The following is a 25,308-nucleotide window of genomic DNA, read 5'->3' as shown; positions in this document are numbered from 1 at the left end:
GCTCACACATCGAGGAAGCGAACGTCCTTGGCGTTACGGGTGATGAAGCTGCGACGTGCTTCCACGTCCTCGCCCATCAGCACGGAGAACAGCTCGTCGGCCGCGGCGGCGTCGTCGAGCGTCACCTGACGAAGCACCCGCACCGACGGATCCATGGTGGTTTCCCACAGCTCCTTGGCGTTCATCTCACCCAGACCCTTGTAGCGCTGGATGCCGTCGTCCTTGTTGATCTTCTTGCCCGCGGCCAGACCGGCCTCGACCAGCGCGTCGCGCTCGCGGTCGGAGTAGGCGAACTCCGGCTCCGAACGCATCCACTTGAGCTTGTACAGCGGCGGCTGGGCCAGGAACACGTGGCCCTGCTCCACCAGCGGACGCATGAAGCGGAACAGCAGCGTGAGCAGCAGCGTGGCGATGTGCTGACCGTCGACGTCGGCGTCGGCCATCAGGATGATCTTGTTGTAGCGCAGCTTGGCGATATCGAACTCGTCGTGGATACCGGTGCCGAACGCGGTGATGATCGACTGGACCTCGTTGTTCTTGAGGACGCGGTCGATGCGGGCCTTCTCGACATTGATGATCTTGCCGCGCAGCGGAAGAATCGCCTGGTACATCGAGTCGCGGCCGGACTTGGCCGAGCCACCGGCGGAGTCACCCTCGACGATGTAGATCTCGCACTTGCCCGGATCCTTGGAGCGGCAGTCGGCCAGCTTGCCGGGCAGCCCGCCCAGGTCGGTCGCCGACTTGCGGCGTACCAGCTCACGTGCCTTACGGGCGGCCATCCGGGCCTGCGCCGAGGACACGGCCTTCTGCACGATGGTCTTCGCGTCGGCCGGGTTCGCCTCGAACCAGTGCGTGAGGTGCTCGTTGCAGGCGCGCTGCACGAACGACTTCACCTCGGTGTTGCCGAGCTTGGTCTTGGTCTGGCCCTCGAACTGCGGCTCGCCGACCTTCACGCTCACGATGGCGGCCAGGCCCTCGCGGATGTCGTCGCCGGTGAGGTTGCCGTCCTTTTCCTTGAGAAGCTTCTTCTCCTTGGCGTACTTGTTGACCACCGTGGTGAGCGCCGCGCGGAAACCCTCTTCGTGGGTACCGCCCTCATGGGTGTTGATCGTGTTGGCGAAGGTGTGGACCGACTCGGAGTAACCCGAGTTCCACTGCATCGCGACCTCGAGCTCGTGCCCGGTGCCCTTGCCGGTGAAGCCGACGACCGAGTTGTGGATGGCCGACTTGGTGCGGTTGATGTGGCGGACGAAATCCACCAGACCGCCCGGGTAGTGATAGGTGCGGGTCTTCACCTTGTGCTCGACCGCCTGCGCGGCGACCTCGTCGGCGTGCTTGGGCGCCTCGGCCGTCTCGCTGACCACCTCGTCGGTGACCTCGGAATCGCTCACCCGCTCGTCGGTCAGGGTGATGGTCAGGCCCTTGTTGAGGAACGCCATCTCCTGCAGACGGCGCGCGACCGTCTCGAAGTTGTAGGTGGTGGTCTCGAAGATCTCCGGATCGGCCCAGAACCGGATGGTGGTGCCGGTCCGGTCGGTCGGCTCGCCCTGGACCAGCTTGCCGGGCTTGGAATCCTTGTAGACCTGGGTCCAGTGGTAGCCGTCGTTGTCGATCTCGGCTTCCAGCTTGCTCGACAGGGCGTTCACCACGGAGATACCGACACCGTGCAGACCACCGGACACGGCGTAGGCGTCGGAGTCGAACTTGCCGCCGGCGTGCAGCTGGGTCATGACGACCTCGACGGTCGGAATACCCTGCGCGTGCATGGCGGTGGGGATACCTCGGCCGTCGTCGACGACCTCGACACCACCATCGGCCAGCAGCGTCACGTCGACCCTGGTCGCGTGGCCCGCCATCGCCTCGTCGACCGAGTTGTCCACAACCTCCCAGATCAGGTGGTGCAGACCGCGTTCACCGGTGGAACCGATGTACATGCCAGGGCGCTTGCGCACCGCCTCGAGGCCTTCGAGGACCGTGATGGACGAGGCACCGTAGCCCGAATTGTTGCCCGATGCGTTGGAGTCGTTGGCAGCCACTTGTCGGTAGCTCTCCTTACTTGCTGATCCCTGGCGCGGACAGCTCGCAAGCGGCTGCACAACACGCGCGTCGAGGGTTCGCCGCTGGTTACGTCACCATCCTACTGGTAAGGCCAACTTACAGTGCACCTACGACACCCCTGACGTCGCCGTGAATGCGAGAACTCGAGCTGGCCCGCCTCCCCGCGTATCTTGGCCAGATTCGGAAGCGTGGAGACGCGATGACGCGGCAAGCTTCGGGAAGTGGGCAAGTTGGCCCGTGCCCGGTGAGTTACCCATGTTCTCGCGCGTGCTGTCATCGCCTTTCGAAAGTTATCCACAGGCTTTGTCCACAGGTCGCGAATCTGGGGATCGAAGCGGCGGTGCCACAACGGAACTCGCACCGGTGACCGCCCGGCTATCCGTAGGTGTCGCGCGGGCCGCGGCCTTTGATGTGGCGTTCGCCCTTGCGCCAGCTCGGCGCCGCCGGACCCGTGATCCGCAGGGAGGTGACCACGCCCTGCCCGACCGCCGCGTTGATCTTGGCAAGAATCTGGCTCTGCAACATCCGCAGCTGGGTGGCCCAGGCCGTCGACTCGGCAGCGATCTTGAGCACGCCGTTCTCGAGGGTCACCGGGGTGGCGTGTGCGGCGATGTCCTCACCCACCACGCTCGGCCAGCGACCGAAGACCATTCCCTCGGCAACCTTGCCTGACCAGCCACGATTCTTCGCGATCGACCCCGCGAGCGCGGACAACAGCTGGGGATCGCGGGCGTCGGGGCCCGCACCGGACCAGCCGCTGCGGCGGCGTCCACCCGCGCGCAGCTTGCGCACCGGCGACGCCCGACCCTGCCCGACCGACTTGCCGCTGGCCTTGGCCGCGGCCCGTGCTTCCTCGAGGGCGCGGCGGGCCAGATCGATCCCGCGCAGTTCCGCTTCCGGCTCGTCCTGCACGCGGTCCCACCTTCCGGTCTCGAGGCTCATCGGTCGGTTCGGGAGTCTACGCCGGGTGCCCGACAGCGCCGTCGCGCACCGATGCGGCATATGTCCAGCATGTCCACGGTTTTCCACAGGGCCTGTTGATAACTATGGCTGGCTGTGCATATCTTCGGCCACGATCCGTGACGTTCGCCGGTCCGCGTCGCCCTCGGTCTGCACCCGCAGCGGCGCGGCGTCCAGTTCGGCAGGCACGTCTTCGGCGACCGCGGCGGTGATGAGTACCTGTTCGGCACCGGCCGCCACCTCCGCGAGCGCGGTCCGGCGCCGCCGGTCCAGTTCGGCGAACACGTCGTCGAGCAGCAGCACCGGTTCGGCGCCGGTGTTGCGCAACAACTCGAACGAGGCCAACCGCAACGCCAGCGCGAACGACCACGACTCACCGTGACTGGCGAACCCCTTCGCAGGCGCGCTGCCGAGCAGCAGTTCGAGATCGTCTCGATGTGGGCCGACCAGGCACACACCGCGGTCGAGTTCGCGGCCGCGCGCGGCGGCCAGTTCGCGCAGCACGATCTCGCGCACCTGGTCCACGTCGTCGGGTTCGGGTACCCGCGCGGGATCGAGCAGGTCCGGCGGAAGATACCCGGAGCGGTAAGCGATTGCGGCCGGGCGTGATTCGGGCGCGATCGACCGATATGCCTGTGCGAGATAGGGATACAGGTCGTGCACCAGGCGCAGCCGCTGGGTGAGCAACACCGAGGCATGCTCGGCCAGGTGCCCGTCCCACACGTCGAGCGTGCTCAAGTCCGAGCGCGAACGCACCTGGCGCCCAGCGGTTTTCAGCAGCGCCGACCGCTGGCGCAACACCTTGTCGTAGTCGGCGCGCACACCGGCCAGCCTGGGCAGGCGGGCTGTGCACAACTCGTCGAGGAACCGGCGCCGCTCCCCCGGGTCGCCACGGACCAGCGCGAGATCCTCCGGCGCGAACAACACGGTCTGCAGGATGCCGAGGATCTCGCGCGACCGGCGCACCGGCGAACGGTTGATCTGCGCGCGGTTGGCGGCACCCTGCTTGAGCTCCACATCCACCCGCAACTCGCGGCCGGCGTTCACCACGGTCGCCCCGATCGCGGCCTGGGTGGCGCCCATCCGGATCAGCGGTGCGTCGGCGGAGACCCGGTGCGAGCCGAGCGTCGCCAAGTAGCCGACCGCCTCGAGCAGATTGGTCTTGCCGTTGCCGTTCGCCCCCAGCAGGACGGTGCGACCTGGGGACAACTCCAGCTCGGCGTGTTCCCACGAGCGGAAATCACGAACCGACAGCGCACGGATGAACATGTGCGGCGCGGCCCCGCTCAGCCGGGCAGCCGGACCGGCATCAACAGGTAGATGTACTGGCTCTCCAGCGCCGCGAACGCACCGGACTCGAGCACCTTGGGTTCCTCGTCGGAGGCGGGCAGCAGCACGGCGGGACGGCTCGGCGTGGTGAAGCCGAAGGTGACCCGATCGGCGTGCAGCGCCGACAGACCCTCGGTGAGGTATCCGGGGTTGAACGCGATGGTCAGCGGCTCACCACGGAAATCGGCCTCGAGCCATTCCTCGGCGCGGCCCGCGTCGTCCCCACCGGCGGACAGCAGTACACCGTCTGTGGAGAACTCGAGGCGCACCTGGGCGCCACGCTCGGCCACCAGCGCCACACGCTTGATCGCCTCCGACAGCGCCGACACCGGCAGGGTGGCGATGGAGGTGTGCTCCTTGGGGAGCAACTGGCGGAACTTGGGGAATTCCGCGTCGAGCAGGCGGGTGGTGGTTCGCCTGCCCGCGTTGACGATGCCGAGCAGACCGTCGGCGCCGTTGCCGTTGCCGAGCGAGAGCTGCACGGGCGCCGAGGCGGTACCGAGCGTCTTGGCGGCCTCGGAGAGCGTGCGCGCGGGGATGAGCACCGCGGTCTCGATGTCGGGGCGGGTTGGCTGCCACTGCAGGTGGCGCACGGCGAGGCGGAAGCGGTCGGTGGCGGCGAGCACCACGTCGTTGCCCTCGATCTCCACGCGGATACCGGTGAGCATGGGCAGCGTGTCGTCACGGCCGGCGGCGACGGCGACCTGACCGACGGCCTCGGCGAACACGTCGACGGTGAGTTCACCGGTCTGCTGGGGCACCTCGGGCAGCTGGGGATAGTCCTCGACCGGCATGGTCGGTAGGGAGAACTTGGCGCTGCCACAGGCGATGAGGACACGGGTGCCGTCGACGGACACGTCCACCGGCTTGTTCGACAGGGCCTTGGTGATGTCGGCCAGCAGACGACCCGAGACCAGGACCTGACCCGGACCGGCGACCTCGGCCGCGACGCGCATCTGCGCGGACACCTCGTAGTCGAAGCCGGAGACCGTCAGGCCGTTCTCGTCGGCCACCAGCAGGACGCCACCGAGAACCGGCACAGGAGGCCGGGACGGGAGGCTACGGGCCACCCAGGCCACCGACTCGGCGAAATCCTCTCGGGCGACCCGAAACTTCATGCTCGCAAGCTCCATCGCCCGATTTGTCCTCTCCGAGTTTCGAATCCGTATGCGGGTGTGTTCAGCGGAGTTGAGGTGCTGCGTCGGCCGCGCACTGAGTCTCGCACAACCTGCCGACAACCAAACGGTACCCGGACAACGCGCGATCTCCGCATCGACCCTCTACGAGTTCCGCGCGTCCTGAACCATCCCCTCCTGTCCTTGCATGCCTGTGAGTGAACCACCGACCGAGCCGAGCTGCCCCGACCGAGTTTCCACACACCCTGTTTTAAAGAGATCTCTCTATGAATGAGAACTGAAGTAGTAGTAGGCACTGTGGAATCTGTGGACTTCCGTCGTTTTCCCAGCTCAGAGGGCTTGGTGGCATGGGGATGACCGTGGAGTGACTCGAGGATGAATCGGGAGTGTCTGTGGACACCCGAAGTTGTCCCACATCCATCCTCGAGTAGTCCTCGAGTTGTTCCACCGATTTCACCCACTTGTTCACACCCTGACCAAGGGTGGTGACGAACCGGTGGATTCCTCGAGGAGTCCACAAGAAGTCCTCGAGGAATCCACAGGCCGGATCCGGCGCCGCCGCAGGTCAGTGGCACTCACAGGCTGTTGGTGGAGGAACCTGTGGACGATGTGCACAACTGCCTGTGGGTAGATGCTCCCCAGCTCCCTCCCCAGGCCTGTGTGTGAACCGGTGCACAACCGGTGGATTCCTCGAGGACTCCACAGGGATTCCACAGGGCAAAAAAGAACACCGCCCCAGCTCAGGGCGGTGTTCGAGGGTGTGGATGGAATCAGCGCGAGCGCTGTTTAATTCGGGCTGTAAGTTCTTGGACCTGGTCGTAGACGCGGCGGCGCTCGGTCATCTCCTTGCGCACCTTCTTCTCCGCGTACATCACGGTGGTGTGGTCGCGGCCGAACGCCTGCCCGATCTTGGGCAGCGACAGATCGGTCAGCTCACGGCACAGGTACATGGCGATCTGGCGCGCCTGGGCCAGCGGACGCGCCTTCCCCGGCCCGGTGAGCTCCTCCAGCGTCGTATTGAAGTACTCGGCGGTGACCGCCATGATCGTGGCCGCGTTGATCTCGAGCGCGGCGGTGTCGGGCATCAGGTCCCGCAGCACCACCTCGGCCAGCGACAGGTCGAGCGGCTGCCCGTTGAGCGAGGCGAAGGCCGTCACCCGGATCAGCGCGCCCTCCAGTTCGCGGATATTGCGCTCCACCCGGCTCGCGATGAGTTCCAGCACGTCGTGGGGCACGTCGAGCCGGTCCATCCTGGCCTTTTTGCGCAGGATCGCGATGCGGGTCTCGAGTTCGGGCGGCTGCACATCGGTGATCAGGCCCCACTCGAACCTGGTCCGCAGCCGCTCCTCGAGGGTGGCCAGCTGCTTGGGCGGACGATCCGAGGACACCACGATCTGCTTGTTCGCGTTGTGCAAGGTGTTGAAGGTGTGGAAGAACTCCTCCTGGATGCCTTCCTTACCTTCGATGAACTGGATGTCGTCGACCAGCAGGATGTCGGTCTCGCGGTAGCGGCGCTTGAAGGCCACCTTGCGGTCGTCGCGCAGGCTGTTGATGAAGTCGTTGGTGAATTCCTCGGTCGACACGTACTTCACCCGCATGCCGGGGAACAGCCGCTGCGCGTAGTGACCGGCCGCGTGCAACAGGTGTGTCTTGCCCAAACCCGAAGCGCCCCAGACGAACAGCGGGTTGTAGGCCCGGGCGGGCGCCTCCGCGATGGCCACCGCGGCGGCGTGGGCGAACCGGTTCGACGCGCCGATCACGAACGTCTCGAAGGTGTACTTCGCGTTCAGGCTGGCCGAGGACGACGACTGCGGCGGAGCCTCGGGCGACTTGCTGAAATACGTCGGCCAGTTGTTGCGCGCGTCGACCACCGGCTCGTCGTCGACCGGTTGAGCGCCCGGCGTCCCGGGGCGCGGTGGCTCGGGCGCGATATCGGCCGGTGTCTCATCGACACGCGCGGCGGCCGGCTCCTCCTGCGGTTGCGGCCGTCGCGGCGCGCGTGCGGGCGGATCGGTGCCGAACAGGGTTTCCTGCCCGGAATGATCGCGCCGCGAGGATCCCTGCTCGCGCCTGCCCGGGGTTGGTTCGGGGGCGCGCTGTTCGGGACGGGTACCGCGGAAGTCAGGACGGCCGGCGAACTCGCCGTTGAAATCGGGAACGGGGTAGACAGCCGTCGGCTCGAAATCGGCACCGGGGAAATCCTCACCGCTGTACTCGCCGGCCTTGTACTCCTGGGGCTTGGCGTACTCGGGAGCCTGCTGGTACTCCGGTTGCTGCTGGTAATCGCCCTGCTGCTGGTACTCCGGCTCGGCCGGGTACTCACGCGGTCCGGCGTATTCGGCGCGCTCGCCGTACTCACCGGTCTGCGCCGGGAACTCGCGGCCACCGAAGCTGCTGCCGTACTCGCCGTCGCGCTGGTAGTCGGGCGCCTGCTGGTAGTCGTTGCCGTACTCGCCGGAGTTGCCGTTGTAGTCGTCGGCGCCGTAGCGCGGCCTGCCGTAGTCACCGCGCTGGGGATAGTCGGGCACGCTGAAATCGGGGCCGGGGTAGCCGGCGGGCGGGCGGACCTGCTCACGCGGACGCTCCGGACGGCTCGTCATCCTGGCGTGCCGGGGCGAACTGCCCGTGCGCTCCCCCGCGGCCGGGCTCGGCGCGGCGATACGCACACCGAGTCCTTCCACCTGCGGCCCGAGTCTGCGGCCGAGCGAACGCAGGATCGGCTCGCGCAGGTCGCGCTCGATCGCCTCCTGGGCCAGCGACGACGGAACGGACAGCAACGCGAAACCCTGGGCGACGGTGAGCGGTTTCACCAGCTTCAACCAGGCCTGCTGAGCTCGGCTCACCGCGGGAATGGCGCCGTCGGCCGAGCCGGTCGTGAGTTCGGCGACCACCTCCGGCCACACTGTGGCCAGCACGTTCTGCTCGTCGTCCATGCAGCGTCCTCCCCGGACCGGTTTGTTGGGCCAACGGCCGCCGAGCACGCCAGCGCAGCACCTGTGACCAGGTGCGATCGGCGTGATCGAAGCGAACAACCGAAGCCGGTTCGAACGCCGTGCGGTCCCGGGATCGGACTTGGCGAGGGCACCGTCGGCCCTACGAATATGCCACTCCGGCCGTCTTTCCACACAATTATCCACAGATGTGGACAAACCTGGGGATAGAGGAATTCTGCCAGCGTGTGGCAGTGAAAGAAGCTGGACCTGCGGTTCTTCAGCAATCCCCCGGCTACAGAGGCTAGCCGCAAGGCGCCAGCGACGCCAGAGGTGTGGAGGAACTCACGAAAAGTTGCTGTCCGCGTCGGTGACGCCCGGGCGTGTCGCCGCAGGTCGGCTCGCCGACGGTCGGACACGGCCAACAGGTAATCTGCACCTAGGTACTCGTCCCGACCCTATCCGGGGCCGGACGTTCACCGACCGTTTCGCCCTATGTGGGCCGAATTTGACCCTGTATGGGGCGATCAGTACCCTCATACAGTCACCCCTTGGCGCGGTGGCGGCTGTGCGCTGCACGCTGATCGCCAAGGCACTCTGTGCGTAGACCGCGGTCCGCAGCGCAGAATCCGAATCACCGAAAACTTCGGGTACCTCACCGGTGCCCACCAACTCGAGGAGTGTTGACCGTGGCCAAGGGCAAGCGGACGTTCCAGCCGAACAACCGTCGTCGGGCGCGCGTGCACGGCTTCCGCCTCCGGATGCGGACCCGTGCGGGCCGCGCCATCGTTTCGGCGCGTCGCCGTAAGGGCCGCTCCGAACTGACTGCCTGATCGCGCGTAGTCGGACGCTCGGGTGTTGCCTGAGCCGTATCGGTTGCACCACCGTGCTGATTTCTCCCGCACGGTGCGCCGCGGTCAGCGAATCGGGAGGCGAGATCTCGTCGTACACGCGTTCACGCACACGTACGACGATGTCGCCGACGGCGATTCCCTGGTCCGCGTAGGCGGTCCTCGGTTCGGGCTGATTGTCAGCAAGGCGGTGGGTAACGCGGTGGTTCGCCACCGGGTGGCCCGCCGCCTGCGTCATATGTGCGCCCAGGTGATCGATGAACTGCCCGCCGATACCGATGTCGTGATCCGGGCCCTGCCCGGTGCGGCCACCGCCGACTCCGTCGAGTTGCTGCGCCAGCTGCGCGCCGGCCTCCGCAAGCTCGGCTTGCAACGGGTTCCGGCGGCCGCGCTCGGTCGCACCACGGCCGGTGAACGGTAATGCGCACGCTCGCTCGGTTACCCGCGAACGCGCTGATCTTCCTGATCGAGCTCTACCGCACTTATGTCTCCCCCACCCGGATGCCGATCTGCCGCTTCACCCCCACGTGCAGCGAGTACGCGGTGACCGCCCTGCGGACCCGCGGGCTGGTCGTCGGATCGGTACTGACGGTCGTTCGCCTGGCCAAATGCGCGCCCTGGCACCCTGGGGGGTGGGATCCCGTGCCGGAGCGCGGGTCGAATGCTTTCACCAAGTCATCGCCCGCGCTGATCGGCGATACGAACGACGGGAGTACCTAGAGCCGTGCTCGACATCATCTACTGGCCGGTATCCGCCATCCTATGGTTCTGGCACAAAGCCTTCGGCTTCGTGTTCGGCCCCGACAGCGGGCTCACCTGGAGCCTCGCCGTGGTGTTCCTGGTCTTCACCCTGCGGCTGGTGCTGTACAAGCCGTTCGTGAAGCAGGTCCGCACCACGCGGCAGATGCAGGAGCTGCAGCCCCAGATCAAGGAGCTGCAGAAGAAGTACAAGAACGACCGCGAGACCATGGCGCGGGAGATGCAGAAGCTGCAGAAGGAACACGGCTTCAACCCGCTCATGGGCTGTCTGCCGGTGCTGGTGCAGGTGCCGGTGTTCCTCGGTCTCTTTCATGTGCTCCGCTCGTTCAACCGGACCGGTCACGGCTGGGGTCAGCTCGGTTTGACCGCCGAGGAAAACGCCAACATCGGCAACTACATCTTCAGCGCCACCGACGTCCAGTCGTTCCTGAGCGCCCGCATCTTCGGCGCCCCGATCGCGGCGTTCATCACCGCGCCGGTGAGTGAGCTGCAGGCGTTCGCGGACTGGGGCGGCACCCCCACCCGCATGAGCATCGGCCTCGTCGCCGTCCCGCTGATGGTGATCGCCGGTGTGGCGACCCACTTCAACGCTCGCGCTTCCGTCGCCCGCCAGACCCCCGAGGCCGCGGCCAACCCGCAGGCCGCCATCATGAACAAGCTGTCGCTGTGGGTCTTCCCCCTCGGCGTGATGGTCGGTGGCCCCTTCCTGATGATCGGCATCCTGCTCTACTGGGTGGCCAACAACATCTGGACCTACGGACAGCAGCACCTGGTGTTCGGCCGGATGGAGAAGGAAGAAGAGGCCAAGAAGCAGAAGAAGCTCGAGCTGCGGGCGCAGAACGCGCCCAAGCCCGGTGCCAAGCCGGTCGACGTCCGCAAGAAGCAGGACGCACCTGCCGACGAGTCGCCCTCGGCGAACGGAACCTCGGCGAGCAACGGCACCCCGAAGCAGTCGGCCAAGCAGGGCGGCGGAAAGCGCAAGCCCGGCGGGCAGCAGCGGCCGGGTAATCGTGGCCGCGCGAACCAGAAGCGTAAGCGCTGAGACGCGACCGGATAGAGGGAAATCCAATGACTGTTGAGACCCAGACCGACGGAGGGGACGCCACCGTGTCGACGACTGTGGACGTCGTGAACGACGCCGAGGAGGCGTTGATCGAAGAGGGTGAGATCGCGGGCGACTACCTCGAGCAGCTGCTGGACGTGCTCGACTTCGACGGAGACATCGACCTCGACGTGGAGGGCGACCGCGCGGTCGTGAGCATCGACGGCGGCCGCGACCTGACCAAGCTGGTCGGCCGCAATGGTGAAGTGCTCGACGCGCTCCAGGAACTCACCCGCCTGGCCGTGCAGCAGGCGACCGGCGTCCGTAGCCGCCTGATGCTCGACGTGGCCGGCTGGCGCGCCCAGCGCCGTGCCGATCTGAGCGAGCTGGGTGTGGCCGCCGCCAAGCGGGTGCTCGAGTCGGGCAAGCCCGAGGCGCTGTCGGCGATGACGCCGTTCGAACGCAAGATCGTGCACGACGCCGTCGCCGAGATCGACGGCGTGGCGAGCGAGAGCGAAGGTGTCGAGCCGAATCGTCACGTCGTGGTTGTGCCGGAGTAGGCTCACACCGCCGCGACCACGCAGGAAGTAATTAAGGCCTCCGGTCCCGGACCGGGGGCCTTATTCATGCCCCGATCACCACCACTGGAGAAGGATGTTTCACGTGGAACGAGAACTGGGTGCGCTGTCCGCCGAACTGGAACCGCCCGCTGCCGCAGCCCGGCTGTTCGGTGACCGCCTGGACCTCGCCCGCCGCTACTGCGCGGCGCTCGCCACCGCAGGCGTGGAGCGCGGGCTCATCGGTCCGCGCGAAGTCCCCCGGCTCTGGGAGCGGCACATCCTCAACTGCGCGGTGGTCGGTGAACTGATCGATGAAGGCGCGTCCGTGGTCGATGTCGGCAGCGGTGCTGGGCTGCCGGGCATCCCGTTGGCCATCGCGCGGCCGGACCTTCGCATCACGCTCGTGGAACCGCTGCTGCGGCGGACGGTATTCCTGAGCGAGTTCATCGAGGACGCCGGACTCGATGTCACCGTCGTGCGCGGGCGCGCCGAACAGTCGGGTGTCATCAAGGAAGCGGGTGGCGCGGATGTCGTCACCTCTCGCGCGGTCGCCCCGCTCGCCAAACTCGCGCACTGGTCGCTCCCCCTCCTCCGCGACCACGGACGCATGCTCGCGCTCAAAGGAACCAGCGCAGCCGAGGAACTCGAGCGGGACGGTGCCGAGCTGATCCGGGACGGCGCGACCGATCTTCGCGTCGTCGGCTGCGGCGCGGGCATCGTCGAGATCCCGACCCTTGTCATCAGCGCCGAACTCCTCCCCCGTGCCGAACGCCCGAACCGTCGCGGTGGACGTAAAGCCGCTGGCGCGGAAAAGAAGACGAGAAGGCGTAACAACTCCTGAATTGCCCTCGCTCGCTTTCGGATGCGGCTCAGAGAGTTTCGTACCGTGACGAAATGGGTCGAGGGTGGTTGGGTGCACCTGATTCGACTTGAATTTCGCCGTAACGACTGGGATGGCAAGAGGTGGGAGCAGGAGTGCGGCCCACGTCCATGCCTTGACGGTCGCAGTGGATGATCGTCAACGGAACCGGTTCGTGAACGACGCTCTGTCGAGGACTTCTGGATGCGGAATGTGGTGAGGGCGACGGCGACTGGCTCCTGCGGTGTTTCACGTGGAACGTGATCGCCCGTTGTTTCCCGTGAAACAAGCGTCGGTGAAGTGAATTCTGTGCCGCGTTGTGCGTGTCCCGTGCGGCGTGCCGCGATTCAGCTTTCCTAACGGTCCCGGTGCTGGCAAGCTATTGAGGGTCGGCGCGAGTGAGTCCATCTCCTCGAATTTCGAGTTCTCCACCGACGCAGTTTGTTTGTGATGACACGGCGCCGACGTTCGTCGGGGATACGTGATCTGAAGTTCTCGGGTTAGGAGCAATCTATGTCGAGCGGTCCGGCGAATGTTTCACGGGAAACAACGTCGCGGGTCCCGGGGATGCTGGACTCCAGCAGCTTCGACGCGGAGACGTTCGGGAATACTCCTTTCGGGCACATCTCCCCCGCCGAGACCCCGATCGCGGCGGAAGCGCAACGCGCCAGCCAGATTCTGCATCCAGGAAAGGTCACTGTGCCGAAACCCCGCGAGCAACGGATCATCACCATCGCCAACCAGAAGGGTGGCGTAGGCAAAACGACAACGACGGTGAATCTTGCCGCCGCACTGGCGCATCAGGGGATGACCGTCCTCGTCGTCGATCTAGACCCGCAGGGCAACGCGAGTACGGCGCTGGGCGTCGCCCATCACTCCGGTGTGCCGTCCAGTTACGAGCTGCTGATCGGTGAGGTGTCGGTGACCGACGCTATCCAGCAGAGCCCGCACAGCGAACGTCTGTTGTGCGTTCCCGCCACGATCGACCTCGCCGGCGCGGAGATCGAGTTGGTCTCGATGGTCGCGCGCGAGGGGCGGCTGAAGACCGCCATTCGCGATGCCGCCGTCGCCGGATACGACATCGACTACGTGCTGATCGACTGCCCGCCCTCGCTCGGTCTGCTCACCGTCAACGCGCTCGTCGCGGCCAAAGAGGTGTTGATCCCGATCCAGTGCGAGTACTACGCGCTGGAGGGCGTCGGCCAGTTGCTGCGCAATATCGGCCTGGTGCAGTCGCATCTCAACCCGGAGCTGCACGTGTCGACGGTTCTGCTCACCATGTACGACGGCCGCACGAAGCTGGCCGACCAGGTCGCGGAGGAAGTGCGCAATCACTTCGGCGACGTGGTGCTCAAGTCGATGATCCCGCGCAGCGTGAAGGTCTCGGAGGCGCCGGGCTACGGGATGACCGTGCTCGATTATGATCCAGGCTCCCGTGGCGCGATGAGCTACATGGACGCCGGGCGTGAGCTCGCCGGGCGCGCCCAGGTTATCCAGGGCGCGTCGTAGTGCTGGTGTGTTGGAACGAGGAAGGGATCGGTAGCCGATGAGTCAGGCGAAAAAGGGCGGTCTCGGTCGCGGGTTGGCGGCGTTGATCCCGACGGGGCCCGCCGTGGCGCCGGGGCTCAGCAGTTCCGCGGCGAGCGTGATCGGTATCAACCCGATCGGCCCGCAACCGGCCGAGGCGTTCCTGCATCGCGTTCCCGATGCCGAACCCGCGGAACCTGCGGAAGATCTGGTTTCCCCCGGCGATGCGGTGTACCGCGAGATTCCCGCGGATCAGATCGAACCGAACCCGAAGCAGCCGCGCTCGGTGTTCGAGGAAGAGGCACTGGCCGAGTTGGTGCACTCGATCCGTGAATTCGGGTTGATGCAGCCGATCGTGGTGCGGCGGCTCGAGCCGGGTGTCGACAAGTTCCAGTTGGTCATGGGCGAGCGCCGCTGGCGCGCGTGCCAAGAAGCGGGCCTGGCCACCATCCCGGCCATCATTCGCGATACCGCCGACAGCTCGATGCTGCGCGACGCGCTGCTGGAAAACATCCATCGCGTGCAGCTGAACCCCCTCGAAGAGGCGGCGGCGTATCAGCAACTGCTCGAAGAGTTCGATGTCACCCACGAGGAACTGGCCTCGCGTATCGGCCGTTCGCGTCCGGTGGTGACGAACATGATCCGGCTGCTGAAGCTGCCGATTCCGGTGCAGCGTCGGGTGGCCGCCGGTGTGCTGTCGGCCGGCCATGCCCGCGCGCTGCTCGGTTTGGACGCGGGCGCCGAGGCGCAAGAGGCGCTGGCAGAACGGATTGTCGCCGAAGGCTTGTCGGTGCGCTCCACCGAGGAAGCGGTGACGCTGGCCAACCGCAATCCGTCGGAGGTCGCTCCCCCGGCGCCGAAGCGCAAGCCGATTCACATGCCGGGCCTACAGGAAGTCGCCGAACGCCTATCGGGTTCCTACGACACCCGGGTGACGGTGAGCCTCGGCAAGCGCAAGGGCAAGATAGTTGTCGAGTTCGGTTCCGTCGAAGATCTCGAGCGCATTGTGGCGCTGATGGAGCAAGCCAGCCCTGAAACGTCACTGTGACAGGGACTTCCCAGCCTTTCTACATCTCGGAAAGAGGCGGCATTACTGTGGATAGTGATGTGGCGTGAGCGTGGATGAATCGGACAGCTGGAGGCTGAACAGAGCAGTGTCGACCAGCGTCACAGCATTGACCCTCGACGGACTCGATCGACTTCCGGCGCATACCCGGCGGTGTGTTTTCTGGGAGCTCGATCCGGCCGTGGCCGCCGACTCCCAGTCCTTCAGCGATCCGGTTTTCGAGAAGGAGGCATGGCTCTCGACGGTCATGCTCGAATGGGGATCGTGCGGGCAGGTGGCCCAGGTCGACAACAACATCGCCGGGTGCGCGCTGTATTCGCCGCCGAGTTCGGTGCCGCGCTCGACCCTGTTCCCCACCTCCCCCGTGAGCCCGGATGCCATCCTGCTGACCACGCTGCAGGCCGAATTCCCCTATGACGAATCCGATGTAGCCCACCGGCTGGTGCAGGCCGTGGTGGCCGATCTGGTGCGTCGCGGTGTGCGGGCGCTCGAGGCATTCGGTATCCGCAACGGGCCGCCGTCCAGTTCGGTGGCCGACCGCGGACTCGGCTCGTCGATGCGGCTGATGGAACGGATCGCCGCTCCCCTGCGCGACCCGGCCTCGGCCACCCAGTGCACCCCGGAAACCTGCATGATCGACGCGGATTTCCTCGAGGACGTCGGCTTCGAAGTGGTGGCGCAGCATCACCGCTTCCCACGCCTGCGTCTCGAGCTCGACTCCGATCACGGCTGGAAGGAAGACGTCGAGCGCGCTCTCGATCAGCTTCTGGCCGCCGCCGAGATGGCCCCACCTGCCAGAATCGGCGTGCGCTAGCCGACACAAGAAAGCGGCCCCGCCTGCGCGGGGCCGCTCATGTGGTTTCGGGAGAACATGGGTAACTCGCCGGGGACGGGCTGCCGTGACCCGCTACTCGGTCTGGCCGCCGACGTAAGCGTCACCGCACCTGGGTCTGGCCTGAACCTCCGGGGAGGCGGACGAGGCCGGAGTTCTCCGGCAGCCGGTCTTGCGCCGCCAGTTCCTCGGCGAGCAGTTCGGCGAAGGTGTAGGTGCCGGTGGGTTGGTCGTCCTGGCCGAGCAGGTACAGCCGCTTCACCGAGATGAGGATCGCCTCGGCGATCACGTCCCGCATGCGCGGGTTCGTGAGAATGGAGGCATCGTATTCGTTGGTGAGGTAGCCCAGGTCCACCTGGACCGTCGGCATCTTGGTGAGGCGCAGCAGATCCCAGGTGCGCTGATGGGTGCGGCAGTCCTGCAGGGACGTGCGGGCAACCACTTCGCGCTGGATGAATCCGGCGAGCACCTGCCCGATCATCGACACCGAACCGTGCGAATTACCGAAGTAGAAGCCGGCGACGCCCTGCGCCGACGGATTGTCACTCATCGCACAGCGCAACGAGATCATCAGATCGGCGTCGAAAGCGTTGGAGGTCTCGGCGCGTTCGGCATCGGTCGGGTTGGCGCCCCACGGCCGCGACAGGAACGTCTCCATGCCGGTGGCGGCCATCCGGCCCTCGAGCCGCGAGGCCAGATCCCACAGGATCTCCGACTCGTACACGTCACCGAACTCCGTCGGCACGGCGAATCCCTTGTCGGGACCGCCGAACCCGGGGTCGATGACGATGCGCTTGCCGGTGAGCTGCGGACCCGCCCGGTGCACCACCTCTTCCTCGGCGATGCGATGCGGGTTGCCGCCGGTGACGCGCGCGCCGAGCAGATCGAGCGAGCGCAGTGTGTCGGGACCACAGATGCCGTCGGCCGAGAGACCGATCTCGCGCTGGAAGGCGCTGAGTCCCTCGTGGGTGTGTGGACCGAAGTAGCCGTCGACCCGGTGCACGTAGAAGCCGAGGTCCTGTAGCTTGCGCTGCAAGGTGGCCACATCGTCGCCGTACAGCGGGGCGGACAGCTGGTAGATCAGTGTGCGGGCACCCAGGCGGTAGGAGGCTTCCTTCAGCGCGCGATACGTGGCCGGGCCGACGATCCCGTCGACGAGCAGACCACGCTGCTGCTGGAACGCGCGAACCGCCGAGTCGAGCGAGCGGTCGAAGACCACATCGGTGTCCTGCCAATCGTGCTGGCGATGCAGGAAACCGAGGCTTGCGAGGGTGCTCCGAACCTCTGCGACGGCCGGTCCTGAATCGCCGTGACGAAGTCGGTGCATGCGTAAGAGCCCTTTCCTTCGGCCGGAGCGTCCGTCGATTGTCTCAGACCCGGGCGGTATTACGGGAATCCCGGGTCCAGGCATCCTACGGCGCGTCGGCCGGTGGGAGGTGTCTTTGTCGGATCGATCGCGGCTCAGATGAGCCCTTCGAGCTCGCGCAGCAGCGCCGCCTTGCCCTTGGCGCCGACGATCTGCTTCACCGGCTTGCCGCCCTGGAACAGGATCATGGTCGGCAGCGACAGGATCTGGTAGTCGCGGGCTGCGCCGGGGTTGGCCTCGGTGTCGAGCTTGGCGATGGTGAGCTTGTCGGCATGGGTGCCCGCGATCTCCTCCAGCACGGGGGCGACCATCTTGCACGGGCCGCACCAGTCGGCCCAGAAGTCGACGAGCACGGGCTTCTCGCTGAGCAGCACGTCGTCGGCGAAGGACTGGTCGGTCACGGTGATGGTGTTGGCACTGTCGGCCATGGGTGTTCTCCTGCCTGGGTGGAACGCGAAATCAGTTGGCGGACACCGCGGCCGGGCCGTCGGCGTTTTCGAGTGTGTTGGCGGTGATGTCGCCCTGCTCGGCGAGCCAGCGCTCGGCATCGATGGCGGCGCGGCAACCGGTACCGGCGGCGGTGATCGCCTGGCGGTAGGTGTGGTCGACGAGGTCGCCCGCGGCGAACACGCCTGCCACATCGGTGGCGGTGCCCGGATCGGTCACCTGCACATAGCCTTCGCCGTCGAGCGCGACCTGGCCCTTCACCAGTTCGCTGCGCGGATCGTGGCCGATGGCGACGAACAGGCCGGTGGCGGCCAGCTCGGATTCCTCACCGGTCCTGGTGTCGCGCAGGGTGAGGCTGGTGACGCTCTTGTCGCCGTTGACCTTCACGACCTCCGCGTTGAGCCGGAAGTTGATCTTCTCGTTGGCCTTGGCGCGCTCGAGCATGATGCGGGAGGCACGGAACTCCTCGCGGCGGTGCACGATGGTGACGCTCGCGGCGAACTTGGTGAGGAAGGTCGCTTCCTCCATCGCCGAGTCGCCGCCGCCGACGACCACGATGTCCTGGCCCTTGAAGAAGAAGCCGTCGCAGGTGGCGCACGCGCTCACGCCGCGGCCGAGCAGTTCCTGCTCACCGGGGACGTGTAGGTAGCGGGCGGCCGAACCCATGGCGAGGATGACGGCGTAGGCCTCGAAGGTCTCCTCACCGACAGTGACCTTCTTCACCGGGCCGGACAGGTCGATCGCGTCGACGTCCTCGGTGCGCAGGTCGGCGCCGAAACGCTTGGCCTGCTCGCGCATCTGCTCCATCAGGTCGGGGCCCATGATGCCCTCGCGGAAGCCGGGGAAGTTCTCCACCTCGGTGGTGGTCATCAGGGCGCCACCGAACTGGGTGCCCTCGAAGACCAAGGGCGCCAACTCGGCGCGGGCGGCATAGACCGCCGCCGTGTAGCCGGCGGGTCCTGAGCCGACGATGATCAGGTCGCGAACTGGCGTGCTCATGGGGCCCTTCCGAAAAGCAATGCTGGGACGTGTGAGTCAACAACAGCCTAAACGGTGTTGTTCCCTGTGTTCATTCGGCGGCTGGCGCCGCGGTTCTCGGCGCTGAACCCCCGCCTCTTCCCTCCCTGCGGGCACTCCTTCGTCGCACCCTCCGGTCAGTCCAGAGGCGGGGGACGCGCCGAGAACAGTGCAGTGTCGCCTAGAAGGGCAGGTCAGCCGATGTCGCGGACGGCTAATCGACTCGGGGCGCCCGTGGTGCATCCGGTGCCGACGACCAACGCGGTGATGGTCGGGGTTTGGGGGCCTTTGACGAGGACGAGTACGGCGTCGTCGCCGCGGAAGGTGATGCTCGACGCACCTAGGACGGCACGGTCGATGCCGTTGGCCTGTACGCAGCGGGTGAGGGCGGCCTCGTCGGCGAGGGGGCCGTGGACGTCGCGTTTGCCGAGGGCGGTGAGGGCGGCAGCCGCGGTGAGGTCGTCGCCGGGGGTGGCCGGTTCGGTGGGCGGGGCCGCCGTGGGGGTGCCGTCCGTGTTGTCGAGGGTGCCGACGACGGCGCCCGCACCCGCGAGGACGGCGATGGTGGCCGCTGCCGCCGCCAAGAAGCCCATCCGGCGCCGGGACTTGTACTGCGCCAACGAGATCGGCGTGGACTGTGTCGCGGCGGGGGCGGCGATGGTCGGGACAGACGTGATTCGTTCGGTCGGGCCGTCGCCCGCGTCGAGTTCGGCGACGAATCGGAACATGCGGTCGGCCACGTCGTCGGGCATGCGGTGCACGACCAGGTCTTCGTCGGCCAGCGTGCGGAGGCGGGTGTTCACCTCGTCGAGATCGTTCAGGTAGCGCAGCGCGTCCGGGTCGGTGCGGACCTTGGGCCACAGTTGCTCGCGGAGTTCCGGTGCGAGATTGTCGGCGTGCAGATCGGCCAGCAGTTCCGACGGGAACGGAGGCTGCGGCACGGATCGAGCCACCTCGCACCTCCCCTGTTCTGTCGATTTTCGAATCGCAGCATGTACATCGCTGACTTGTTCGTCACTGTTAATGACGCATCCGGGCTAGCTCCGGTTCCCTGGATCCCGGAAAAATTCCAAACGTTCTTGCAAACGTACGCGCGCTCGGGCGCATCTGCTCTTGATCGTGCCTTCCGCCACGCCGAGTGCCAAGGCGGTTTCGGCCACACTCCGCCCCTCCATCTCGGTCATCACCAGGGCGAGCCGCTGTTCGTCAGGGAGGGTGAACAGCGCCTCGCTCACCACGAGGTTCAGCTCGTAGTCGGCGTAGGCATCGCGTGGCTCGACCGCCTCGGGCATGGTGTCGGGCGTGACGGAGATGGCGCGGCGGGTCTTGTTGCGCCGGATCCGGTCGAGGCAGGCGTTCACGACGATGGCGTGCAACCAGCTGCGCACCTCGGACTCGGCGCGGAACGTCTCGGCGGTGCGATGGGCGGAGAACAAGGCGTCCTGCAGGCAGTCGGCGGCGTCCTCACGGCTGTAGGACGTGCGCAGCGCGGTCTGCCAGAGGTGATCCTTGTGCCTGCGCAGCAGTTCGGAAAAGGCGTGCGGTTCGCCGCGTACGTGCGCGGCGAGGAGTTCCTTGTCGCTGCTGTTCTCCAGGAACGAGCGATCGCGGAACGCCGCCTGGCGCGTTGTCCCCCCGCGTACTTGCTCGTTGACTTCCGGCGACAACACCTGACCCCTTGGACAGCGCTCATTACGGCGACTTCACGTCGGCGAACGAGGCCGATCCATCACCTGACTACAACGCGGCGTCCAGGACCGACGTCGACAGATCCTGGGTAGCTCCCTGCCGAGAGCGCGGGGTGATCATATCGCTGATAACAATTGCGCACCAACCGGACCGCGGTTCGATGAACACTGATGTTCTAGCGCGAAATAGGCATCCACCTGCGCAGATAGCAGGTGGGAAGGACTGCGGCGCGGGTTTACGGCGCGGCGTCGAAGCGGACGTCGGCGACGGCGGTCTGGAACTGTCCGCCCGAATTCGCCAGTCCGGTGATCCATACGAGCACAAAGCGAGCAGCCTGATCAGTCTGCACAGGGACCTCAGTGACGCCGTCGCCGAGGCGGGCGGAGCCGATCAGCTGGGTCTGGTCGAGCGTGGGCGTCTCGGTGGGCGAGGTCCGGATCTCGACGGTGCTGCCCGCGCTGGGCGAGGTGATCGAGACATTGGTGAGCTTGGCGGGCGCGGGCAGCGTGGCCAGCAGTCCCACGCCCTTCTTGAGGGCGGGGAACTGCTGGAAGTACTGGTCGGTGCGCCACACCGTATCCGGGTTTTGGTCGAGCACCGCACTCGACGTCGCGGCGCCGTCGGGGGTGCCCTCCGGGGAGAACACCCTGGCACCGGTGACGGCCACCGGCACACTCGACGGCTGCGCGGGCTGGTCGGCCGTCGGCGCGGCGGCCGCGCTCGGCGGCGCCACACTCGACGTGAGCCCGATGTTTACCTGCTGATCCAGCGGTTTGTCCGACGCGCCGGGCGCGAAGATACTCACCATCCACCAGATCAAAATGCCGACCACCAGCGCGGCGAGCACGCCGAGCCCGACCATGATCCACATCATCCGCTTGGAGCGTTCGCGTTCGGCCGCAAGCAGGTCCGGGTCGGCGAGCGAATCGGGACCGGCCGCGACCGCCCGCTGACCCAGCCGCAGCACGGGGATGAAATCGGTCTTCTGGTCGACGACCGAGGCCTGCTCGAGCACGTGCTGCACGGTGGCAGCGGTGCGCACGCCCTTGTTCGACTCCAGCGACCGCACGGCGACGGCCGAGATCTCGAACGGCACCTCGGGCCGGATCTGGCGCGGTTCCACCGGGGTCCCGTCGGGCCCGAAGTCGGCCAGACGCAGTCCGCCGATCGTCGCGGCCGTGCCGGTGACACCGCCCACGCGAATCGGCCAACGCGCGGTGATGAGCGCGTAGAGCATGGCGCCGAGGCCACGAACATCGGACTGCGCGTCGGAATCGCCGAGCGTGCCGGGGAAGGCGAGCACGGCGTCGCCCGAGGCGCTGATCCGAATGCGGTCGGGATGGTCGATCGAGAGCGAGCCACCGCCGCGATGGGCCAGTTCGGCCGCCGAGGCGAGCACCCGGATGGCCCGGGCCGCACCGATCGGCGACGGCACCGTCTCGGCCATCTCCCGCAGCGATCGGCCGGGCGTCCACTCCGCGACCACGATGCCGCCGGAACTACCGCGCACCACGTCCAGGACCCTTGCCAGGCCGGGCGAGTTGATGCGGCCAAGACGCAGCGTGCGCGACAGGATCGCCTGCGGACCGTCGTGGCCGGCGTTCTCACCCGACTTCTGATCGGCATCGACGAAGGTCAGCGCGACTTCGCGGTCGAGTTTGATGTCGAGGGCCTGCCAGAACTTGAGCCCGCGCGCGCCGCCGTGGCTGGCGAGCAGGCGATACCGGCCGCCCGCGACCGACGCGCCGGGGATCAGCTTCGGTCCGCGCTGCGAACGCTGCACGTCCTGCGGCGGTACGGGGATCGGCAGCATGCCGGTGTCGTGGGTCGGATCGTGCGGCGGCGCGGCCCCGCGGCGCTCCTCGGTCGGTTCGTTCTTCTCCGGCGACCCGTCTGCCTGCGGGTTCTTGCTGTCGTCGGGCGCGTCGGCGTGTTCGGATCCCGCGGTGTCTGCCCCGTCGGGCCGGACATCGGTGGACCTTCCTCCTGCGGCGCGCGCCGCAGAATCAGCGGCTGGGACGCCGCCCACCGCGTCATCGCTCACCCTCGGTCCTCCTTCGGCCTGATCTCCCGTATCGGTCTGCCGAACAGCGTACGGGAACTGTGCTTGACCGGTGATGTCAACAGCACCGGGCCGGATCACCGGCAACACCATGGTCTGGGTATCCATCGACTGCCCGTACGCCGGGAAGGCGTAGGTGTCGGGCCTGCGCAACACGGTGGTCGCGTAGATGTCCTCGGCCGAGGCGTCCTCGTCCAGCGCGAGTTCCGGCGCGGGCGGGGTGATGCCGAGCTTGCGTGAGACGGCGACGGTGATCGCCACCACCTCGGGGATGCCGACCAGACGCATCAGCCCGAACGCCACCGAGAACAGGACGAGCGCGTCGACGGTGACCCGCAGCAGCGAGGCCGGGCCGCCGGTGACGTTCGCGAGGCCGGTCACGGTGTCGACGATGAGCATCACCGCGCCGCCCGCGATCGAGGCGAGCACCACCCTGGTGATGGTGCGGCCGACATTGGCCATGCGCAGATCACCGAGGCTGCGGTGCAGCAGGATCCCGCCGATCACCGCGCCCGCGGTGAAGCTGAGACCGGTGGCGACGCCGAGGATGATGACCACGTCGTCGCTGTCGCGAGCGAGCACCGGGGCGAGCGCCGAGCAGGCGATCTTCACGGTGGTGATGCCGAGGATGATCCAGGTCGGCGTCCACGCCTGTTCACGGGCGTAGAAGACGCGCAGATGGATCAGCACCAGCGAATACGGGATCAGCGTGAAGGCCGACCAGCTCACCGCGCTGCCGAGGCGGGCGGCGTCACCGGAGAACCGGGCGTAGCCGTAGAGGGCCTCGCCGATCGCCGGGCCGGCCAGGGTCATGAAGGCCACGATCGGGATCAGCGCGATCATGGTGAGCCGGGTGGCCGCGGACAGATCGTCGACCACGGCGGGCGTGTCGTCGGCGGCGGCGTTGCGGCTCAGCCTCGGCATGATCGCGGTGAGCAGCGTGACGCCGATGACGCCGTACGGCAGCTGCAGCAGCGCCCAGGCGTTGGCGAAGATCGCCGGGCCCGCCTCGTCGGCCGCGGAGGCGATGTTGTTCGCCACCACCAGCCCGACCTGACTGATCAGCACGTACAGGATGATCGCGGCGGCCATCCTGCCGAACTGCTTGAGGCGAGCGTCGATGCCCCACAGCGGGCGCAGATTGATCCCGTGTCTGCGGATGGCTGGCAGCAGGCTGAGCGCCTGGGTGGCCACACCGGCGGTGATGCCGAGGCCGAGGACCAGCAGTTTCGGGTCGCTCATCCGCACGGGGTCGAGGGTGATCTCGCCGGGCGTGAGCGCGTACACCGCCAGCACCACGAGAGCGACGATGTTGTTCATCACCGGTGCCCACGCGCCCGGTTTGAACGCCTGCCTGGTGTTGAGGATGGCCGTGAACAGCGCCGACATTCCGTAGAACAGGATCGCCGGTGCGAGCAGGTAGGTGAGCGCGGTGGTCAGCGAGGTGTCGACCTTGCCGTCGGAGTCGACGAGCACGTGGCTGGCCAGGATCGGCGTCGCGGCGAGCGTCAGGACGGTCGCCACGAAGAGCACGGCGAAGGCGGCGGTCACCAATCTTCGGATGAACTCGGCGCCGTTGTCGGCGTCTTCCTGTTCGGCGCGCACCAGCGTAGGCACGACGATCGCCGTGAGCACCGCGCCGAGGACCAACTCGGCCACCATGTTCGGGATCAGGTTCGCCGAGATGAACGCACTGGCGATCGCCGGACCGAGCACGGTGAGCAGCAACAGCTGCTTCGCGAACCCGGTGATCCGGCTGACGAGCGTCGCCACGGCGATCGACCCGGAATCCTTGAGCAGCTTGTCGTTGGCCGACTGTGGATTCGTGTCACGCGGCGCGGGCTTCTCGGTGCGAATCCGCTCCGGACGCGCGATCACCTGCGTTTGCTCGGCCGCCCGCATCGCGTCACCAGCGGGCCGACTCGATGCCGCGGGCATCCCGGGGAAGCTGTCACGCCCAGGCCCCGGTCGAGCTGCCTGGTACCCACGCGGCTGCGGACCGGCCTGCGGACGACGCCCAGGATCCACCTCGGGGCGAGCCTGCCGAGGAATCGCCCCGGATGCCCCTGCGGCCTGCTGCTGCGGAAACTCCCCCGACCTGGGGCCCGGCCGCTGTGGACCACTCGGCCGCTGGGCAGGACCTTGGGGTGCATCATCGCCGGCCCGACGACCGCGCGGTTGCCCACCGCCAGGCTGACCGACTCCAGGTCGTCCGCCGGCGCCGAGCTGTCCGCCGATGCCGGGCTGACCGCCGGCGCCGGGCTGACCGCCGACGCCGGGCTGACCGCCGCGACTCCCTTGCTCGCCCGCACCGGGGTGCTCGACGCCACCGCGACCGCCCATGACCGAGGGTCCGGCCGGGCCCGCCGAACCGCGCTGCTGACCCGGCCGGTCGCCCGGCTCGACGCCGGTGGGACCTGGTCGCTGACCTGGCGCGGGCGGGAACTCGCCCCGCTGACCGCCGGGCGCCGAGCCGAAACCACCCGGGCGTCCCTCGGGGCCCGGGCCCGGTGGTCGGAACTCGCCGGGGCGACCCGGTTCGGGGCGTCGCGGCGCACCGGCGCCGGGGACTCGCGGATCAATCGGCGGTGGTTGCGACGACTCGCCGTAAGGAGCGGCCGATCGAGGATCGGGCGGTGCGGGTCGCTGCGGCCCGGGGCCACCCGGTCGCTGCTGGCGGGGGAACTCCCCCGAACGCCCGTCCGCCGGATAGGCCTGAGGAGGCTGTGGACCACCCGGTCGCTGCTGCCGAGGGAACTCCCCGGAACGTCCGTCGGCCGGGTACGGCTGGGGTCGCTGCGGACCAGGGCCGCCCGGT

At 67.4% G+C, this 25,308-nt stretch carries 20 protein-coding genes; 9 read left to right on the top strand and 11 right to left on the bottom strand.

Annotated features, from left to right (window positions below; translation table 11 throughout):
• Window positions 1–2 precede the first annotated feature (2 nt).
• The 5 genes from gyrB to dnaA all read right to left on the bottom strand — a co-directional run bounded on the left by gyrB (window position 3) and on the right by dnaA (window position 8,416).
• Window positions 3–2,036 (bottom strand): DNA topoisomerase (ATP-hydrolyzing) subunit B, encoded by a 2,034-nt coding sequence (gene gyrB, locus NI2_RS24940; protein WP_067495136.1) that lies wholly within the window; start codon window positions 2,034–2,036, stop codon window positions 3–5.
• Between the two features lie 397 nt (window positions 2,037–2,433).
• Window positions 2,434–3,000: a DUF721 family protein gene (locus NI2_RS24935; RefSeq protein ID WP_067495133.1), complete on the bottom strand. Its 567-nt coding sequence runs from the start codon at window positions 2,998–3,000 to the stop codon at window positions 2,434–2,436.
• 102 nt (window positions 3,001–3,102) lie between these two features.
• Window positions 3,103–4,287, bottom strand: a complete 1,185-nt coding sequence (gene recF, locus NI2_RS24930) for a DNA replication/repair protein RecF (protein ID WP_067495130.1) — start codon at window positions 4,285–4,287, stop codon at window positions 3,103–3,105.
• A gap of 17 nt (window positions 4,288–4,304) precedes the next feature.
• Window positions 4,305–5,480, bottom strand: coding sequence for a DNA polymerase III subunit beta (gene dnaN, locus NI2_RS24925; protein WP_067495127.1), 1,176 nt, complete (start codon window positions 5,478–5,480; stop codon window positions 4,305–4,307).
• 773 nt (window positions 5,481–6,253) lie between these two features.
• Complete coding sequence (gene dnaA / locus NI2_RS24920; RefSeq protein WP_067495124.1) at window positions 6,254–8,416, bottom strand: chromosomal replication initiator protein DnaA; 2,163 nt, start codon at window positions 8,414–8,416, stop codon at window positions 6,254–6,256.
• Between the two features lie 686 nt (window positions 8,417–9,102).
• On the opposite strand from dnaA, the gene rpmH reads away from it, so the two are divergent.
• The 9 genes from rpmH (at window position 9,103) to NI2_RS24880 (ending at window position 15,891) form a co-directional block, all read left to right on the top strand.
• The gene (gene rpmH / locus NI2_RS33240; protein ID WP_071932098.1) at window positions 9,103–9,246 is read left to right on the top strand and encodes a 50S ribosomal protein L34; all 144 of its coding nucleotides are present in this window, start codon (window positions 9,103–9,105) and stop codon (window positions 9,244–9,246) included.
• Between the two features lie 22 nt (window positions 9,247–9,268).
• Window positions 9,269–9,685, top strand: coding sequence for a ribonuclease P protein component (rnpA, locus tag NI2_RS24915; RefSeq protein ID WP_067495121.1), 417 nt, complete (start codon window positions 9,269–9,271; stop codon window positions 9,683–9,685).
• Entirely contained in the window at window positions 9,685–9,984 is a 300-nt protein-coding gene (gene yidD / locus NI2_RS24910) for a membrane protein insertion efficiency factor YidD (protein ID WP_067495118.1), read from the top strand. Before rnpA ends, yidD begins: the two co-directional genes overlap by 1 nt.
• A gap of 4 nt (window positions 9,985–9,988) precedes the next feature.
• Window positions 9,989–11,065, top strand: a complete 1,077-nt coding sequence (yidC, locus tag NI2_RS24905) for a membrane protein insertase YidC (RefSeq protein ID WP_067495115.1) — start codon at window positions 9,989–9,991, stop codon at window positions 11,063–11,065.
• A 26-nt stretch (window positions 11,066–11,091) separates the two neighbouring features.
• Complete coding sequence (locus NI2_RS24900) at window positions 11,092–11,625, top strand: Jag family protein (RefSeq protein ID WP_067495109.1); 534 nt, start codon at window positions 11,092–11,094, stop codon at window positions 11,623–11,625.
• A gap of 94 nt (window positions 11,626–11,719) precedes the next feature.
• Window positions 11,720–12,466: a 16S rRNA (guanine(527)-N(7))-methyltransferase RsmG gene (rsmG, locus tag NI2_RS24895; protein ID WP_067495107.1), complete on the top strand. Its 747-nt coding sequence runs from the start codon at window positions 11,720–11,722 to the stop codon at window positions 12,464–12,466.
• 531 nt (window positions 12,467–12,997) lie between these two features.
• Entirely contained in the window at window positions 12,998–13,993 is a 996-nt protein-coding gene (locus tag NI2_RS24890; RefSeq protein ID WP_067495104.1) for a ParA family protein, read from the top strand.
• 37 nt (window positions 13,994–14,030) lie between these two features.
• A complete protein-coding gene (locus NI2_RS24885; RefSeq protein ID WP_067495101.1) occupies window positions 14,031–15,059 on the top strand; it encodes a ParB/RepB/Spo0J family partition protein in 1,029 nt (342 codons plus the stop codon).
• Window positions 15,060–15,165: 106 nt separating this feature from the next.
• Window positions 15,166–15,891: a hypothetical protein gene (locus NI2_RS24880; RefSeq protein ID WP_067495097.1), complete on the top strand. Its 726-nt coding sequence runs from the start codon at window positions 15,166–15,168 to the stop codon at window positions 15,889–15,891.
• Window positions 15,892–16,012: 121 nt separating this feature from the next.
• On the opposite strand, the gene NI2_RS24875 is transcribed toward NI2_RS24880, so the two are convergent.
• From NI2_RS24875 to NI2_RS24850, 6 genes are all read right to left on the bottom strand, one after another.
• On the bottom strand, window positions 16,013–17,236 hold the full coding sequence (locus NI2_RS24875; RefSeq protein ID WP_067495094.1) for an N-acetylmuramoyl-L-alanine amidase: 1,224 nt from the start codon (window positions 17,234–17,236) through the stop codon (window positions 16,013–16,015).
• A gap of 134 nt (window positions 17,237–17,370) precedes the next feature.
• A complete protein-coding gene (gene trxA, locus NI2_RS24870; RefSeq protein ID WP_067495091.1) occupies window positions 17,371–17,703 on the bottom strand; it encodes a thioredoxin in 333 nt (110 codons plus the stop codon).
• A 31-nt stretch (window positions 17,704–17,734) separates the two neighbouring features.
• A complete protein-coding gene (trxB, locus tag NI2_RS24865) occupies window positions 17,735–18,721 on the bottom strand; it encodes a thioredoxin-disulfide reductase (RefSeq protein WP_067495088.1) in 987 nt (328 codons plus the stop codon).
• Window positions 18,722–18,933: 212 nt separating this feature from the next.
• Complete coding sequence (locus tag NI2_RS24860; protein WP_067495085.1) at window positions 18,934–19,680, bottom strand: RsmA family anti-sigma factor; 747 nt, start codon at window positions 19,678–19,680, stop codon at window positions 18,934–18,936.
• Window positions 19,681–19,776: 96 nt separating this feature from the next.
• Complete coding sequence (gene sigM, locus NI2_RS24855; RefSeq protein WP_067495428.1) at window positions 19,777–20,334, bottom strand: RNA polymerase sigma factor SigM; 558 nt, start codon at window positions 20,332–20,334, stop codon at window positions 19,777–19,779.
• A gap of 329 nt (window positions 20,335–20,663) precedes the next feature.
• Window positions 20,664–24,392 (bottom strand): murein biosynthesis integral membrane protein MurJ, encoded by a 3,729-nt coding sequence (locus NI2_RS24850; RefSeq protein ID WP_084476739.1) that lies wholly within the window; start codon window positions 24,390–24,392, stop codon window positions 20,664–20,666.
• Window positions 24,393–25,308: the final 916 nt, after the last annotated feature.

Origin of the sequence: Nocardia ignorata NBRC 108230, assembly GCF_001612905.1 — a bacterium.
Lineage (GTDB): Bacteria > Actinomycetota > Actinomycetes > Mycobacteriales > Mycobacteriaceae > Nocardia > Nocardia ignorata.
Note: the sequence above shows the minus strand (reverse complement) of the source record. Positions and strands in the feature narration are given on the sequence as shown.

Excerpts from the sequence above, each read along its gene's own strand:
- NI2_RS24935 (WP_067495133.1), bottom strand. The coding sequence starts at position 3,000 with ATGAGCCTCGAGACCGGAAGGTGGGACCGCGTGCAGGACGAGCCGGAA.
- recF (WP_067495130.1), bottom strand. The coding sequence starts at position 4,287 with ATGTTCATCCGTGCGCTGTCGGTTCGTGATTTCCGCTCGTGGGAACAC.
- dnaN (WP_067495127.1), bottom strand. The coding sequence starts at position 5,480 with ATGGAGCTTGCGAGCATGAAGTTTCGGGTCGCCCGAGAGGATTTCGCC.
- dnaA (WP_067495124.1), bottom strand. The coding sequence starts at position 8,416 with ATGGACGACGAGCAGAACGTGCTGGCCACAGTGTGGCCGGAGGTGGTC.
- yidD (WP_067495118.1), top strand. The coding sequence starts at position 9,685 with ATGCGCACGCTCGCTCGGTTACCCGCGAACGCGCTGATCTTCCTGATC.
- NI2_RS24900 (WP_067495109.1), top strand. The coding sequence starts at position 11,092 with ATGACTGTTGAGACCCAGACCGACGGAGGGGACGCCACCGTGTCGACG.
- rsmG (WP_067495107.1), top strand. The coding sequence starts at position 11,720 with ATGTTTCACGTGGAACGAGAACTGGGTGCGCTGTCCGCCGAACTGGAA.
- NI2_RS24890 (WP_067495104.1), top strand. The coding sequence starts at position 12,998 with ATGTCGAGCGGTCCGGCGAATGTTTCACGGGAAACAACGTCGCGGGTC.
- NI2_RS24885 (WP_067495101.1), top strand. The coding sequence starts at position 14,031 with ATGAGTCAGGCGAAAAAGGGCGGTCTCGGTCGCGGGTTGGCGGCGTTG.
- NI2_RS24875 (WP_067495094.1), bottom strand. The coding sequence starts at position 17,236 with ATGCACCGACTTCGTCACGGCGATTCAGGACCGGCCGTCGCAGAGGTT.
- trxA (WP_067495091.1), bottom strand. The coding sequence starts at position 17,703 with ATGGCCGACAGTGCCAACACCATCACCGTGACCGACCAGTCCTTCGCC.
- trxB (WP_067495088.1), bottom strand. The coding sequence starts at position 18,721 with ATGAGCACGCCAGTTCGCGACCTGATCATCGTCGGCTCAGGACCCGCC.
- NI2_RS24850 (WP_084476739.1), bottom strand. The coding sequence starts at position 24,392 with ATGCGGGCGGCCGAGCAAACGCAGGTGATCGCGCGTCCGGAGCGGATT.